This is a genomic window from Lentzea sp. HUAS12, assembly GCF_024125735.1.
GTDB lineage: Bacteria > Actinomycetota > Actinomycetes > Mycobacteriales > Pseudonocardiaceae > Lentzea > Lentzea albida.
On sequence record NZ_CP099738.1, the window covers coordinates 3,044,465 to 3,060,419 of the forward strand.

9 protein-coding genes (1 of these 9 only partly in view) are annotated in these 15,955 nt (G+C 71.3%); 5 read left to right on the forward strand and 4 right to left on the reverse strand.

The features are described 5' to 3' along the window. Positions 1-8,955: the end of a hypothetical protein gene (locus ND450_RS13315; protein ID WP_253328170.1), read on the forward strand. Its footprint begins 21,963 nt before the window's first position; the window shows 8,955 of its 30,918 coding nt (coding positions 21,964-30,918); its start codon lies off the left edge, out of view; it ends in the stop codon at positions 8,953-8,955. A gap of 10 nt (positions 8,956-8,965) precedes the next feature. Then, on the forward strand, positions 8,966-9,811 hold the full coding sequence (locus ND450_RS13320) for an XRE family transcriptional regulator (RefSeq protein WP_253326439.1): 846 nt from the start codon (positions 8,966-8,968) through the stop codon (positions 9,809-9,811). Here the strand turns inward: ND450_RS13320 and ND450_RS13325 are convergent. The 3 genes from ND450_RS13325 to ND450_RS13335 all read right to left on the reverse strand — a co-directional run bounded on the left by ND450_RS13325 (position 9,795) and on the right by ND450_RS13335 (position 13,226). After that, positions 9,795-11,003 carry an MFS transporter gene (locus ND450_RS13325; protein WP_253326440.1) on the reverse strand — a complete coding sequence of 403 codons (1,209 nt, stop codon included), beginning with the start codon at positions 11,001-11,003 and terminating at the stop codon, positions 9,795-9,797. The genes ND450_RS13320 and ND450_RS13325 overlap by 17 nt on opposite strands. 152 nt (positions 11,004-11,155) lie before the next feature. Further along, the gene (locus ND450_RS13330) at positions 11,156-12,019 is read right to left on the reverse strand and encodes a hypothetical protein (protein ID WP_177229957.1); all 864 of its coding nucleotides are present in this window, start codon (positions 12,017-12,019) and stop codon (positions 11,156-11,158) included. A gap of 223 nt (positions 12,020-12,242) precedes the next feature. Continuing rightward, positions 12,243-13,226, reverse strand: a complete 984-nt coding sequence (locus ND450_RS13335) for a TDT family transporter (RefSeq protein ID WP_253326441.1) — start codon at positions 13,224-13,226, stop codon at positions 12,243-12,245. Positions 13,227-13,335: 109 nt separating this feature from the next. Between ND450_RS13335 and ND450_RS13340 the strand changes: the two genes are divergently transcribed. The 3 genes from ND450_RS13340 (at position 13,336) to ND450_RS13350 (ending at position 15,282) form a co-directional block, all read left to right on the forward strand. After that, complete coding sequence (locus ND450_RS13340; protein ID WP_253326442.1) at positions 13,336-14,238, forward strand: LysR family transcriptional regulator; 903 nt, start codon at positions 13,336-13,338, stop codon at positions 14,236-14,238. Positions 14,239-14,458: 220 nt separating this feature from the next. Then, positions 14,459-14,779, forward strand: coding sequence for a hypothetical protein (locus ND450_RS13345; protein ID WP_253326443.1), 321 nt, complete (start codon positions 14,459-14,461; stop codon positions 14,777-14,779). Next, on the forward strand, positions 14,776-15,282 hold the full coding sequence (locus ND450_RS13350; protein ID WP_253326444.1) for a YceI family protein: 507 nt from the start codon (positions 14,776-14,778) through the stop codon (positions 15,280-15,282). Before ND450_RS13345 ends, ND450_RS13350 begins: the two co-directional genes overlap by 4 nt. Positions 15,283-15,288: 6 nt before the next feature. Here the strand turns inward: ND450_RS13350 and ND450_RS13355 are convergent, their stop codons facing one another. After that, positions 15,289-15,951 (reverse strand): hypothetical protein, encoded by a 663-nt coding sequence (locus ND450_RS13355; RefSeq protein WP_253326445.1) that lies wholly within the window; start codon positions 15,949-15,951, stop codon positions 15,289-15,291. Positions 15,952-15,955: the final 4 nt, after the last annotated feature.

Genomic DNA, 15,955 nt, shown 5'->3' on the forward strand with positions numbered 1-15,955 from the left:
GGTGACGTCGAGTTCGAGGTCGAGATCACGACGTTCACCCGGCCGCGGGCCTGGGTGCGGCGGGTCGTGCCCGGCGCACCCGGTTTCCACTCGCCGGAGCAGACCACGGTCGCGAAGACCGGCGACGGCAAGCTCGCGCCCATCAAGGGCGAGGTCAACCTCTGGGTGTCGGACAGCTCCACCCTGGACGACGACCCCGGCAAGGGCTTCGAGCCGGGCAAGCCGGAGGTCGGCACGCTGGCGGACGCCCCGTCCGTCAAGAAGCTCCTCAGCACTAAGCCGAAGGAGAAGGCGCCGGAGTTCCTGCACGTGGAGGCCGTCGCGAACACGACGGCGCTGCGCGACCAGGCCATCGACGCCCTCAACCGCGCCGCAGGGGGCGACTCGGCACTCACGGTGCCGGGCACCGCGTCCCGCGCGCAGATCGACAAGATGTTCTCCCCGGAGAACATCAAGGCGAACCTGCGCACGCTGACCGAGACGGGCATCCAGGAGCAGGGCCTCAAGTACGACCGCCGCGTCATCGACCGCACCGGCGCCATCGGTGTGAAGTTCGGGCTGAGCAACCCGAAGATCGTGTCCATCTCGGACAACACCGGTACCGAGAACGCCAGCACCGGTGGGTACAAGGCGGGCCAGACGTCGACGACGAACAGGGCCGTCGACATCACCGGCGGCATCAACGTGCCGATCAAGCCGAACGACCCCGCGCCGCCCGCCGGGGAGCCCACGCCCACCAGCGGCGCCGGTGGCTTCGCGGTGGCGGGCAAGGTCACGCCGTGGTCGGACTCGAAGACCACGGGCAAGGAGGTCGGCGGCAGCCACGACCGCAACTACGTGACGCCCGCGGGTGCCCGCACCGTGCTGGTGCAGCTCGACGCGGACGTCACCGTGGTCGGCGAGAGCCGGGCGGCGAACTTCATCGCCGGCACCACGCCGAGGTCCGAGGGCGCGACGATCACCCTGCCGAAGTCGGTCTTCGTGCGGGTGACCGAGGACGTGGCGCGGGACATGGGTCTGCTGCCCGACGTGCAGCCGAACGTGCCCAAGCCGGACTTCCCGGAGATGGCGCCGCCGGCGACGGTGGCGAAGGACGAGCCCGGCGCGCTGGGTCTGTCCGTGGTGGAGAGCGTGCCCGACCTGTCGGACGTGGTCGCGGACCTCTCCACGAAGGTCAACGAGAAGACGGCGAAGCGCTTCGGCGACCCGCTGCTGCCGGACTCGGTGCTCAAGGACTCGATGAGCAACCTGCAGCGCCTGGTCGACTTCAGCTCGCCCGCCAGCGTCAAGGCGATGATCGACAGCGCCCTGGACGGCGGTGTTCCGCTGCTGGTGCACCAGCCCGGCACGTTCGGCAAGGACTCGTTCCAGGTCACGTTGCGGGCCAAGGCGGACACGCCGAAGTTCGAGAACGTGGTGAACGACGGCGTCGAGATGGAGTCGACGATCGCCGGCTCGCACAAGGTGACCGACGGCCAGGGCCGTGCCACCGGCTGGGGCATCGGGCTCAAGGCACCGGGCCTCGCCTCGCCGGGCAGCGCGAACCCGAACGTCTCCGGCACCGCGGGCGTGATGGCGGCCGCGAACATCGGCCAGTCGACGAGCAGCTCGGTCACCACCTCGACGACCGACCAGCAGGCGAGCTTCCGCGCGGGCAGCGGGCCGGCGGCGCGCTACACCGTGCCGATCGAGTTCGAGCTCGTGGTGGAGAAGGGCGACAAGGTCATCGCGACCGCGCCCAGCGGCGTGCGGGAGATGACCGTCCGCCTGCACGCGGACAACCAGAAGGTCCACGGTGGCGCGGCACCGCAGCCGTACAGCAGGGAACAGCACTCCCGGACCGCCGACCAGGGCAACGCGCAGGCCATCGACGACTGGCGGCAGGAGGGCAGCCCCTCCGCGCTGCCGCCGGGCGCGTCGGTGGAGAACCTGCGCGGCGCCAAGGACCTGCGGGCCGCGGCGATCCAGGCGTTGCAGGACGCGGGCGCGAAGAAGGGCCTGACCGGCAAGGGCACGGGCTCGCTCAACAGCCTGCTGGCCACGCTCAGCCCGGAGAACCTGCAGCCGCACCTGCCATCGATGCTGTCCGGCCCGTTGTCGGTGCCGGGCCTGCACGAGGCGGCGCTGACGTTCGGCCAGGACGCCGACGTCAAGGTGTACGCCAAGCTGGTCGACCCGACGCTGGGCGCGCTCAGCGACGGCGTGGCGCTCGAGAACCCGAAGACGCAGATCACCGCGACCAGCACGGACTCGAAGGTCACCGAGACCGGTGACCTGTCCGCCGGTCTCGCGACCGGTGGCGCCGGGATCAAGCAGAACACCGACCCGAAGGACAACGTCAACTTCGCCACGAGCGGCCTCGAGGTCCGCCACGCCGGCGAGGACGCCACCGCGAACTCGGGCGGCCAGACCGACAACAAGGTCAACAACCTCAAGCCGAAGGCCACGACCGGTCTGGTGCAGTTCGGCGTCGAGTACCGCGTGGTGGCGACGATCGGCGGCAGGACCGCCGTGGTCGACCTGTCCGTGCCGAACTCGGCCGCGGTCCGGATGCCCACGTCCGACGCGCAGGTCGTGCTGCGCAAGGACTTCAGCGCCGAACTGACGTCCGCCCAGGCCGAGGTCAAGGCCGCCGCGGACGCCTGGCGCGCCGCCGAGGTCGAGGTCGACAACCGGCGCCACGAGGCCCAGCAGGTGATCAACACCTCGGCCGCCGTGCTCGCGAAGAACGACTCGGCGTTCACCTCGGTCCAGATCGACTACAACAGCACGATCGGGAAGCTCGAGGAGCAGCAGGCGAAGCTCCCGGAGCTCGAGGCCAGGGCCGACAGCGCCCGGCAGGAGGTCGCCCGGACGCTGCAGTCGATCTCCGAGCTGTCCCAGAAGGTCGGCGGCCTCGGCGCGCTGGCCATGACGGCGCAGTTCGAGGTGGACGACGCGAAGGCCGACGTCGAGACCAAGGCGGAGACGCTGCGGTCGCTGCAGGAGCAGCTGGCGGGCAACCCCGGCCTGCAGGGCCAGGTCGACCTCGCACGCCAGGCGCACGCCGACGCGCGGACGGCGTTGGAGAACGCGGAGACCACGTTCGCCAACACTCAGAAGTCCATGCAGGACACGCAGAAGCAGCTCGACGCGGCCAACGCGGCGATCGGCGACCTGCGCACGGAGGCCGGTGACCGGCGGGCGGATCTCCTCACGCAGCAGCAGAAGGTCGCCCGCTTCGATGCCGCGCGCGTCGCGGCGATGGCCCGGCACGACCAGGCCGCGGCCCAGCTGGCCGCCGACCGCGCCGCGCAGGAGGCCCTGGTCCGGACCGCCGAGACCAACCTCGACAACGCCCGGCGCACGGCCGACACGCGGCAGCAGGAGTGGTGGAAGAAGAAGGAGGCGGTCGACCAGAAGATCGCCGAGTACAACAACCCGCCGGACACGACGACGTCGTCGTCCACTCCTGCGCCCCCGCCGCCTCCCCCGGCGCTGCACTCGGCGCCTGAGGGGTCGCGGTCCGCGCCGCCCGCCGAGGAGTCGGCCGAGGCCTCGACGAGCCAGGACGCCCGGACGCGTCCGGCACCGCCGCCTCCCGCGTCGTCGTCCGCCGTGGACTCCACTGTGGACTCGACTGCGGACTCCACGCAGGAGGCTCCCGCACCGACCGAGACCGACGTCCGGCTCGCGGCGCTGACCGCGGACGCCGAGGCGAACGCCTCGGACTTCGCGAAGTCCGTGAAGGCGAAGCTGGAGGGCGACCCCGGCAGGTTCGTGCAGTCCGAGGCGGGCCTGCACCTGCTGAAGGCCTCGGTCGTGCTCGACACCAGGACCGACGAGATCGCCGAGCTCATCAGGACGCACGGCGTGCAGGAGGTCGCGGCGTCGTTCAACAAGGCGTTCGAGCGGCCGTACGTCGAGGGCGCGCAGCTGGAGCAGTTCGCCGACCTGGACGACCCGGACAACCGGGCCAGGTTCGACGAGTGGGCGCACCAGCTGTGGAACACGGTCCGGGAGTCCGACGCGCTGAGCTCCGACGCCGACAAGGTGGCGGACCTCTTCAACCACGACAAGGGCTACAACCGCGGCTTCAACATGGCCCAGGACGCCGCCCTCGCCGAGATCATGCCCGCGCCGGAGCTGGCCGAGGCCGTCGGTGCCACCCCTCCGTGGGGCACCGACCTCGACGACCAGGCCATGTGGGTGCAGACCGTGCTCGGTCAGGCGAAGGTCATCCCGGCGAACAAGGCCGTCACCCCGGAGGTGTTCACGCAGGCCGCCGCAGCCAACCGAGGTGTTCTCGGGGACGCGCTCGGCTTCCCGCTGACCGACGCGAAGATCGCGGAGCTCCGCAGGGAGCTGGAGGAGCAGGGCATGGTGAAGACGCCGGACGCGGACACGCGTTCAGCGCCCCAGCCGCCCAACGCCCCCTCGACCAACTCCCCCTCGGCCGACGGCACCACGTCCGCCAACGCCGACGACCAGGCGCCCACGCGCGTCCCGGACGTGGTCGTGCGCAGCCACCTCCAGGCCCTCACCGCCGACGCGATGACGACCGCCTCTCCCCTGGCCCTCCAGGTCCAGGCGACGCTCACCGCGAACCCCGGCCGCTTCGTGCAGGCCGCGGCGGGCCTCGACCTGCTGCGGGCGTCGGTCGTGCTCGACACCAGGGCCGACGACATCGCCACGATGATCCAGCGCCACGGCGTCGAGCAGGTCGCGCGGGCGTTCAACTCCGAGTTCGGCCGCCCGATCATCGAGACCGCGCAGCTCGCGCAGTTCGGTGACCTGAGCACGCCGGAGAGCAGGGCCGCGTTCGACGGCTGGGCGCACCGGATGTGGGAGACCGTCAACCACACGCCGTCCTACACCTCGAACGCGGACAAGCTCGCCGCCGACGTCTTCAACCACGACAAGGGCTACAACCGCGGCACGAACTTCGCGCAGGACGCGGCGTTCGCGGACCTGGTGGGCGCCCCGCCGCTGGCCGACGCCATCGCGAGCACCCCGCAGTACGGCACCGACACCTACAGCCAGGCCCTCTGGGTGCAGAAGGTGCTGGGCGACGCGGAGGTCATCCCGTCCGACGCGATCGTGAGCCCGGAGGCGTTCACGCAGGCGGTCGACGGCAACCGTGCCGAGCTGGAGGCGGCGCTCGGCGTCGAGCTGACGCCGGAGCTGGTCACCGAGCTCAAGGTGCACCTGCAGGGTGACGGCATGGTGGCCGATGACGTGGACGCGGCGGCCGAGGTCGAGGCCGAGGTGCCGGTGGCGTCGGCGGTGTCCGAAGTGGACACGACCGCCGAGTCCGGGACCACGTACCAGGACAGCGGCACCACCGACCGCTCCGACCTCCTCCCCCCGTCCGCCCCGGCCCCGCTTCCCGAGGCCGAGGCCAGGCTCCTCGCTCTCACCGACGAGGCCATGAACACGGCCACCCCGCTGATGAACCAGGTGAAGGCCGAGCTCGAGGGCAAACCCCGGACCTACCTCGACCACGAGGCCGGCCTGCACCTGCTCCGCGCGTCGGTGGTCCTGCACACCCGCTCCGACGAGATCTCGGCGTTGATCGACGAGCACGGCCTCGACGCCGTCACGAAGGCGTTCAACGACCAGTTCAAGCGGCCGATCATCGAGAGCCAGCAGCTCACGGCGTTCGCCGAGGACCCCGGCAGGTTCGGCGACTGGTCGCGCCAGCTGTGGAGCACGCTCGAGGGCAGCGACACCTACTCGTCCGATCCCGCGAGGATCGCGTCCGAGGTCTTCAACCACGAGAAGGGCTACAACCGCGCCTTCAACATGGCGCAGGAGACCGCCCTCGTCGACATCATGGGCGCCCCGCCGCTGGCGGACTCCATGAACAAGGTCGCGCTCCAGGGCACGGAGTCGTCCCACCAGGCGCTGTGGGTGCACGAGGTGCTCGCCAAGTCGAAGCTCGTGCCGGACGGCCTGGTCGACCCCGAGGTGTTCACCCGGGCCGTGACCGACAACCGGGCCGAACTGGGCGCGAAGCTCGACGTCGACCTGACGCCGGAGCTGGTCACCGAGCTGAAGGAGCACCTGCAGTCGTACGGCATGGTCGACGACGACCCGGACGCGGAACCGTCCGCGCCGCCGGTCGACGCGCCCGTGTCGCACCAGCCGCCCGCGGACCCGAACTCGTTGCACAGCACCGACTCCAGCGCGCCGTGGTTCGACCCGCGGAACCCGGTGTCCTCGCAGGCCATCGCCGACGCCCGCGCCACGACCCCGGCCACCAGCTGGGTCCGCGGTGAGGACGGCGGTGTCCTCGACTCCACGAAGGTCGGCCCGCACGGCATCTCCATGAAGGCCTGGCGCGGCCCGATCGCCTACGACAACCGCGTCCTGGACGTCGACGGCGTGCCGGTGCGGGACTTCACCGTCCGGCTGCACCTGAACGGCGGCGACGCCGACGTGCGGCAGCGCACGCTCGCGGGCGTCGAGGAGATGTACAACCAGGGTTACCGGCTGCCCAGCGGCGAGCAGTTCCACGTCACGGTCGAGTTCACGAACGACCCCGCTGACGCGCACGCCACGATCGACGTCACGAACGACCCGCAGGGGCGGGCCAACCAGCTCACCTGGCCCGCGCACACCGACGCGCGGCGCCTGGCTCACGAGGTCGGGCACTTCGTCGGGTTGCGCGACGAGTACCTCGAGCCCGGCGACGTGAAGCCGATCTTCCAGCACCAGGACGGCAGGGGTCACGTCGTCAACGACAACACCCCGATGACCCAGGGCATCGACAAGGCGGACGCCAGGCTCAAGCCGCGGCACCTGGAGCTGGTCGAGGACCGGATGAAGGCGCTGCAGTCGCACAACAGGCCGCAGCCCGAGGTCGCGGAGCGGTCGGACCTTCCGGCGCCCAACATGCCGAAGCGCGGCAACGAGCACCTGCCGGCCGACCCGGCGGGTGAGGCCGTCAAGCGCGCCCGCGAGGACCTCGCCGAGATGTCCATCGAGGACACCGACGTCGAGATGACCGACCAGCAGGTGGTGCTGGACAACGAGAACGGCGTGCAGAACGCGGCGTTCGAGAACCTCGCGAACGGACAGGTCCTGACGCCGATCACCGCCGCGAACTACCTGCAGCGGACGCGGGACGGCATCGCGAACAACGAGAAGCCGTCGTTCGTGGTGAGCATGATCGTGCGGGCGAGCGAGCTCGACCAGCTCGACAGCGTGATCGACGGCGTCATGGCCGGAACGCAGGACGTGGACGGCCGCGTGGCGTTCGTGCTCGGCGTGAACGCCTCGACGCAGGCGGAGATCGACGCCGCGATGGCGGCCCACGCACCGACGGTGAACGGGCGCACCGAGCCCGTCGCGCTGGTGAGCGTTCCCCACGGGCGCAAGGGCTTCAAGTTCGGCGAGACGCGCAACGCCACGCTGGACAGCAACGCCCACGAGTTCGCGGTGACGGCGCTGGCCGCCAACGGGACGCACCCGTACGTGTCGGTCATGGACTTCGACGCGGGCGACCGCACGACCCGCCAGGGCGGGCACGTCTTCGACCACGTCACCCAGCTGATCGACGGTCGCGTCGGCGACGACGCGGGCGACCCGTCGCGGCCGCTGCTGATCGGCGGCGGTTACCGGGTCGCCGTCACCCCGGAGAAGCTGCACGCCGACGTCCTCGACCGCATCAACGGCGACTCGAAGACGTCGGACGCGCAGAAGGAGGCGCTGCGGGACAAGCTCGCCGAGGAGGGCTTCTACGAGAAGTTCGTCCAGGCGATCGACGCGGACATGCAGGCGCGCCGGACGCAGCAGGGCATCCACCCGCTGCTGCCCTACACGCCGGAGCCCAACCTGTTCGTCGACGGCCTGGTGCCGCTCGTGGAGCCGAAGGTGCGGTTCGGCGAGGGCCAGGCGGAGTTCGGGCAGCTCGGCCAGTCGCTCAACCGGTTCTACGCCACGGAGATCGTGAAGCTGCACACCCCGGCCGACGCCGCGGGCATGGACGCGGCGCTGGAACTGGCCAAGGTGGACGTCCAGAACAACCGGCACCCGGTGCGCGGCGAGGCGTTCACGACGGACTTCGTCGGGGGCGACACCGGCACCGACCTGTCCCGGATCGCCTACGGGCTGATCAAGGACGGCAAGCTGCCGCAGTCGCACACCGCGCTGCCGAACGTGTCGGAGCGGTTCCTCGACGGCAAGTCCTCCAAGGCGGGCACGAAGTTCGCCGAGGAGCGCGAACGCCTCGGCACCGGTGACCACGCCGTCGTCGAGCCGTTCCTGCCGCCCGCCGAGGGCCAGACGACGAACACGTGGAGCCCGCCGAAGAAGGTGGAGACCCAGCTCGGCGCACCGCAGAAGAACCGGATGAACCCGGCGGTGTCCGCGCCGATGCCCGCGCCGTTCGACCAGGTGCAGGCGGGCATCCAGAAGGAGCACAAGGTCGTCGCGGCGCACGGGCTGGTGTCGTCCGACCACGTCAGCACCACGCAGCGGCAGTTGCGGTACCTCAACGAGAGCGTGCTGGTGCGCCAGCCCGTGCCGCCGGTGACGAGCAACGGTCTGTACGCCGTCATCGGCGAGGCCCGCGGCGTCGACCCGGTGGCGTTGCGCCGGCAGGTGGTGAGCCTGGCGGCGACCCACCAGGCCGTGACGAAGGCCGTCGCGGACTACTCCGTCGGCCGCCCGATGCACCAGGGGCACCTGTACGGGGCGCTGGTGGAGAACCTCAACTGGCGGATGCACAGCGACCCGGCCGAGAACAACGGCTTCTACAACGCCCGTGACCTGCTCGGACACCTGATCGCGACGGAGCAGGGCGTCAACATCCGGATCCACCAGGCAGGCCGCGAGCCGGAGCTGCTGCGCCCGATGGGACCGCCCTTCCCCGACACCGTCGAGGTCGAGCTGGTGCTCGACGGCGGCCAGGTCACCTACCGGCGGTACCAGCCTCCGGGAGGGGTGCAGCAGGACGTGCAGATGCATTAGCGTGACCAGCGTGGACGAGTTCGCGCAGGCTCTCCGGACGGCGATCACCAATCGCGGTCTCGGTCTGGAGCGCCTGCGCGAACACCTCTCGCAGAACGGCGTCTCCGTCTCCATGGCGACGCTGAGCTACTGGCAGACCGGCCGCAGCCGACCGGAGCGGCAGAAGTCGCTGCAGGCCGTCGTCCACCTGGAGCACATCCTGCAGGTGCCGCCTGGTCACCTCTCGGAGCTCCTCGGGCCGCCCCGGCCGCGTGGCCGCTGGCTGCGCGGTGCACCGGCGCCCATGTCGGCGTTCTGGCCGTTCCCCTCCCCCGTGGAGCACGCGTTGCACGACCTCGACACCCAGTGGGACGACCAGCTGCTGCGGGTGAGCCAGCAGGACTTCGTGACGATCGGGGCCGACCGCACCGAGCGGGTCTTCCGGTCGCGGCAGGTCCTGTCGGCGTCCATGAGCGGGCCCGACCGGTGGGTCGTGATCATGCACCTCGACGACCACGACCGGCCGTTGCCGCAGGTCAACGCGTTGAAGAACTGCACGGTCGGGCAGGTCGTGCGGGAGCCGGCCGAAGGACTGCTGGTCGCGGAGCTGCTGTTCGAACGGCCGTTGCGCAAGGGTGAGAGCGTCGTGATCGAGCACGAGCTCGTGAACCAGGACCCGTGCCCGCCCGCGTCGAACTACGAGCGCAAGTTCCGGCTGCCCACGCGGGAGTACGTGCTGGAGGTGACGTTCGAGGGCGACGCCCCCACCTCCGTCCTGCAGCTCGCGGACGGGTCGTCCGTCGCTCCCGGCCGCACCCTGCTGGACGTGGCGCTGGACGTGCGGCCCGGAGTGCGCGGCTTCAGCTGGACCTGGTGAACCCCTTCGAGGACGGCACCAGCGCGGCGGCCGCGGGGGCGGCGAAGCAGACGACGGCGCAGGCGCCGAGCACGACACCGCTGCCGAACTGGTCGACGGCCGGGGCCATGAAGGCGAGGCCGACCGGGGCGAGGCCGAAGGACAGCAGGAAGTCGAGTGAGGAGACGCGGGCGAGCTTGCCCGGTTCGACCTCGCGCTGCACAGCGGTGAACCAGGGGACGTTGAACAGCTCCATCCCGATGCCGCCCACCACGTACACGGCGATCAGCACGAACGGGTGCACCGGCAGGAGCAGGGCGAGCGGGACCAGGCCGTAGCAGGCCATGCCGGCCAGCGCGGCCCAGCCCGGTGTCCTCGGGCGCCAGCGGGCCATCAGCGCGGCTCCCGCCAGCGCGCCGATCGTGTACGCGGTCGTGGCGGCCGCCAGCACCGCCTCCGTGCCGTAGCGGTCGCGGCTCACCACCGGCAGCAGCACGGCCGTGGCGGAGTAGCCGAGGGCGACCATGGAGGTCAACGCGCCGAGGCCGGCGAGCAGCCACGGGTGCCGGCGGGCTTCGGTCAGACCGTCGAGGAAGTCCGCCGCGAAGCTCGTCCTCCCGGTCGTCCGGGGTGGTGCGTCGCCGCCCTTGGGCGGTACGAGCGCCGCGACCAGCCAGAGCACGGCCGTGACGACCAGCAGCACCTTCGCGTCGGTGACGAGGGCCGCGAGGGCGGTGAGGCTCGGCGCGACCAGCGTCGTGACCCTGATGGCGAGCGTCGTGGCGGCGTTGGCCTGCTGCCGTTGCGGCTCCGGCACCACCTCGGCCACCAGCGCCTGGAACGCGGGCCGGCAGCCGCCCTGACCCGCGCCGACGACCGCGGCCGCGACCGCCATGAGGAGCAGCGACCGGCCCATGCCGAGCGCGATCACCGGTGTCATGACCGCACCCGTGAGGCACGACCAGAAGACGACGCCGCGCCGCGAGTGCCGGTCGGCGAGCACCCCTGCGACGGGAACCGCCACGAGGAAGCCGACGGTTCTGGTGGCGAGCACGACGCCGAGCTCCACCGCGGTGATCGAGCGTTCGAGGACGGCGAGGCCCAGCACGAACGGCAGCGCCCACATCGCGAGCCCCGACGCGGTGGTGCCGGTCCACAGCCGCAGGAACGCGGTGTTCCGCAGGACAGATGGCGCCGTCGCTTTGTCCGTCACGGCTTTTAAAGTCTCACTCCGGACGGGTCGCTGGCCACACCTGAGATCGTTATTCCCGGTGGGCGCGAAAAAGCACGGCGGACGGCTGTTCCCCCGCGCCTTGAAGGGAACACCCGTCCGCCGTGCTGCGCTGACCGTCCTTTGCGGACAGATCAGCCGATCTTCTCGATGCGCGCGTTGCGGATGAGGAACTTGCCGGGCTCGCGGACCTGTTCGAAGGCCGCGTTGTTCAGCAGCGCGCAGCTGCCGGACACCGACGCGACCTTGACGGTCGTGGACTTGTTGTTGTCCAGGTTGGTGACCTTCAGCGTGGTGCCGATCGGGAACGTGCCGCTGGACGCGGCCGGCGCGCCACCCTCACCGGAGAGCGTGACGGTGGAACCGTTGCAGACCTGCTGGCCGGTGGCGCCGTCGCCCGCACCCTGGTTCGCGTCGGGCTGCTGGGGCTGCTGCGTGGGCTGGGCCTGGTTGCCACCGTTGTTGCCGGCGTTGCCCTGGTTCGCGTTGCCCTGGCCGGCGTTCGCGTTGCCCGCGCCGCCGTCACCCGCGCAGCCCGCCGCCTTGCGCCGCTGCTGGATGAGGTCGACCACGGCCTGCCGGTTCGCGATGCGGGCCTCGGACTGGGAGTCCGGGGCGGCCTTCTGCCCGGCGATGAAGTTCAGGTTGTTCTGCAACGCCTTGTCGAGCCCGCCGCAGTCCTCACCGGACGTCGCGGCCTGCCCGGCTTCGGGCTTGGCCTGCACGTTGTTGCCGCACCCGGCCGCCGCGCGGCGCTGGTTGATGAGGTTGACCACCTGCTGGCGGTTCTGGATGCGCGCGTCCGACTGGGCGTCGGGGTTGGCCTGCTGGCCCGCGATGAAGTTCAGGTTGTTCTGCAGGGCGGTGTCCAGTCCGCCGCAGTCCTCAGCCGCGTTCGAGTTGGTGCCGCTGAAGGCGAAGATGCCACCGGCGACAGCAGCGACCGCCAGCACGGCGCCCGCGCCGATCATGGCGGGCTTGCGGTGTCGAGCGCCCATTCTGTGTCTCCTCGGGGGGTCGGGCGGTGTTGTACCGATGACTACGGGGAGGTCACGGAGCGGGTTCAAAGAGGAGTCGATGTTGTTGGTTTTAAATGGTTTTAAGGTTTTCGGGGTGATGGTGATCTTGCTGGTCAGAAGCGCTTTTCCACGGGTGCGGCGGAAATCGCCGGTGATACCGGTGGAATCGGTGGTCATGTCGATCGGCCACTTCTCGCTGAGGTCAGCGGGTCAGCAGCGTCCGGACGGCCACGGTGATCCACGCGGCCACGAGCGCGCCGTACAGCACCACGGCGACGACGGAGAACATCACCGACGGCACCCGCGCCGCGAGCGCGCTGGTCCCGGTCACCAGCGTGCCGAGCGGGAAGACGAAGCTCCACCACGTCAACGCGAACGGCAGTCCGCGCCGTGCGGTCCGCACGGTCACGGCCGCCGCGAGCGCCACCCACAGCAGCGCGAACCCCCACGTGATCGTCCCGTACAGCACGCCGAACGCGGTCTGGCCGGGCAGCACGGGCACACCGGCCAGCAGGTTCGCCGCGGTGATCGACTGACCCAGCGGCCCGAGCACGATCCACAGCGTCGGCACGGTCGAGGCGGCGCCGAGTCCGTGCCGCACCAGCCCCTGCCAGATCTGCGGCACGATCACCATCGTCGCGAACAGACTGACGCCGAACAGCGCGTAACACCCGAGCACCAATGCCTGCCGGGCCGGACCTTCCGCCACGTGCCGCGCCAGCACCGCGCCGGAGGCGGCGGACACCATCGGCGGCACCACGGGCATCAGCCACCCGGCGAAGGCGCGTTCTCCGCTGCCGATCATCCGCAACGGCACCAGCACCGACGTCACCAACCCGAGCAGCGTGCCGACCGTCCACAGTGTCCAGTCGAGCACGAGGGCCGCGGGCAGCCCGATCCAGTCCACGCCGAGCAGCAACGCGCCGGTGCCGACGGTCATGAGCGCCATCGGTGGCGCACCCCAGAACTGCGCCATCACCGGGTCGGCGAACTGCGCGCGGACCGTCGTCCACGTCCAGCGCCGCAGCGCGGCGGTCACGAGGAGGACGAGCAGCGCGGCGTCCAGGGCCCACACCACCGTGGCGGCGGTGCGCAGACCGGGCAGGGACGCCCCGGCCGTGGCGACGATCCCCGTCCCCATCACGGACGCGAAGAGGTTCGGGCCGAAGGGCGCCGCTCGTCGCACCTCTGGGGCACGGTGTGGTCGAGGTGCGAGAGCGGTCACGACATGACAATCCTCGTGCCCGCACTCCTCCGGTAGGCGGCAATCACCGATGTGCACATAGGCTGTCCCTATGCCTCTGCCGTCCAGGGTCGCCGACCTGTCCAGCTTCGACCTCCTGCTGAGCGTCGCCGAGCTGGGCAGCATCGGCCGCGCGGCCCAGGCGCACGGCATGTCCCAGCCCAGCGCCAGCGAACGCCTCCGCACCCTCGAGGGCCGCGTCGGCGTCACGCTGCTCGAACGCACCCCGCGCGGCGCCCGCCTCACCACGGCGGGCCAGCTCGTGGCCGGCTGGGCCGCCCAGGTCCTGGCGCGCGCGGCCGACCTCGACGCCGGCATCACCAGCCTGCGCGCGGACCGCCAGAGCCACCTCAGGATCGCCGCGAGCCTCACCGTCGCCGAGTACCTGCTGCCCGCGTGGCTGATCGCGCTGCGGTCCACCAGCCCGGACACCGCCACGGTGCTGACGGCGGGCAACTCGGTGCACGTGGCCGAGCAGGTGCTGGCCGACAAGGCCGACCTGGGGTTCATCGAGAGCACCGACGTCCCGGCGGGCCTGGCATCGCGCGTGGTGGCGCACGACGAACTGGTGCTCGTCGTGGCTCCCGGACATCCCTGGGCCAGGCGCCGCAGGGTCACCGCCACCAGGGCCGCCGCGACACCGCTGGTCAGCAGGGAACCCGGTTCGGGCACGCGCCAGGCCTGGGAGCACGCGCTGGCGGCCGCCGGCATCACCGAGTCCGCCGGGCCACTGCTGGAGATGTCGTCGACGACGGCGATCAAGGCGGCGGCGATCGGCGGCATCGGCCCGGCGGTGCTGAGCCTGCACACGGTGGCCGCGGACGTCGCCGCCCGCACGCTGGTGCGGGTCCAGGTCGGTGACGTGGACCTGCACCGGGCGCTGCGGGCGGTGTGGCCGGCCGGGCGGGCGCCGCGGGGACCCGCTGCCGACCTGCTGGCGATCGCGACGCGGTAGGCCGTGTCCCGGGAGTCCGTCCGGTGAAAGGCGCGGAGGCGGTGGCGCCGCGATGCCCTCACACCGAGCGTGTGCCGGCGGTGCCGTCTCCGGGCCCTCGGCCGCCGCTGTCGCCTACGAGACGGGCCTCGTCACGCCCGGCGCGTGACCTCCGTGCTGGCACGGATCCGCGCGGGCGCCCCGGTGGTGAGACTCGGTGCACCAACCCGAGGAGGCGACCATGTACGCACAGCTCACCTACTTCGACGGCCCCCGCGGCGCCGAACTGCTCGCCGCCGCGGACTTCGCGGCCAGGGAACGGATCGAGCCCGTGGCCCGGTCGGTGCCGGGCACCATCAGGACCTACGTGCTGCGGAAGTCCGACGGCGCGGAGATCGTGCTGACGATCGCCGAGTCCGAACAGGCGCTCGCGGACGTCCAGACCGCGATCATGGGCACCCACCTGCTGCCCGGCGAGGACGCGGCGCTGCTGCCGGGCGCCGACCGGATCGAGGTCTACCCGGTGCTGACCGTCGTCGAGCACACCGGAGCGCGGTCATGACCGCCACGAGCACCCTCACCGCCGGCGTCTGGCAGGCGGACGTGCGCCGCAGCACCGCGTCGTTCGAGGTCGGCAACCTCGGGCGCGGCGTCCACGGCACGGTGCCCGTCACCGCGGGCACCGTCGAGATCGGCGTGGACGGCGCGCTGCTGGCCGTCCACGGCACCCTCGACCTGGGCTCGATCGCCACGGGGAACGCGCGCCGCGACCTGGACCTGCGCAAACCGAACCTGCTCGACCTGGACCGGCACCCCACGATGACGTTCCACTCGACGTCCACGCGGGCGGACGGGTCCGGCTGGCACGTCACCGGCACGTTGTCCGCGCGGGGTGCGGCGACCGAACTGGACGGTGTGGTCACCGTGTCCTCCGCGGAGGGGGCGGAGGCGGTGCTGACCGCGACCACCCGGCTCGACCGCCGGACCCTGGGTGTCCGGGCGCCGCGGTTGCTGATCGGCCGGTACGTGGACATCACCGTCACGGCGGTGGTCCGGCCGACGTGACCCGCGTCAGCCGCCGAGGGGCTTGCGGACCTCGGCGGCCTTCGCGGCGCCGTACTTCGCCACCAGCACCTCTTCGAAGAGCTGCTCCTTGGACAGGTTCTTCTGGTCGCGCACCCCGTTCAGCTCGCGGTCGGCCAGGTCGAAGACCCCCGGCGAGTCGAACTTCCACTTCCCGTCCTCGCGCGCGAACACGAAGATCGCGCCCGCCTGCTCCCCGTCGAGGAGCACCCTGGCCATGGACGTGTCCTTGTTGACCGCCGGCTTGTCGAGGGTGACGTCGGCGATGCTCCCCGCGCTGACGAGGTCCCGTTCGACCGCGGCCTTCACCAGGTCCTCCGGCGTGGCCGTGCGCACCGTCGACGCTTCGAGCTCACCGCGCATCGCGTAGACGAGGACGCGGGCGCTCGGCACCAGCGCGGCGAGCTCCTGCTCGGTGGCGGTGAGAGCGAGCTTCCGGAGGTTGTCGTATTCGGCGACGGTCTTGTCCGTCACCACCCCGACGGCGGTGGCGCCGTCCTTGGCCTGCACGGCCTTCGCGTAGGTCTCGAAGGTTTCGGCAACGGCCTGCGCGTCGTCCACCTGGGGTGCGGTGGTGGTGGTGGTTGTCGGCGCGGAGGTGCCGCACGCCGCGACGAACAGGCATAGAGCGGCCACGATCAAACGGTTCACGCGC

What these genes read in the sequence shown, in the direction of transcription:
- ND450_RS13330 (WP_177229957.1), bottom strand. Translation starts at nt 12,019, where the DNA reads ATGGGCGCTCGACACCGCAAGCCCGCCATGATCGGCGCGGGCGCCGTG.
- ND450_RS13340 (WP_253326442.1), top strand. Translation starts at nt 13,336, where the DNA reads ATGCCTCTGCCGTCCAGGGTCGCCGACCTGTCCAGCTTCGACCTCCTG.
- ND450_RS13345 (WP_253326443.1), top strand. Translation starts at nt 14,459, where the DNA reads ATGTACGCACAGCTCACCTACTTCGACGGCCCCCGCGGCGCCGAACTG.
- ND450_RS13350 (WP_253326444.1), top strand. Translation starts at nt 14,776, where the DNA reads ATGACCGCCACGAGCACCCTCACCGCCGGCGTCTGGCAGGCGGACGTG.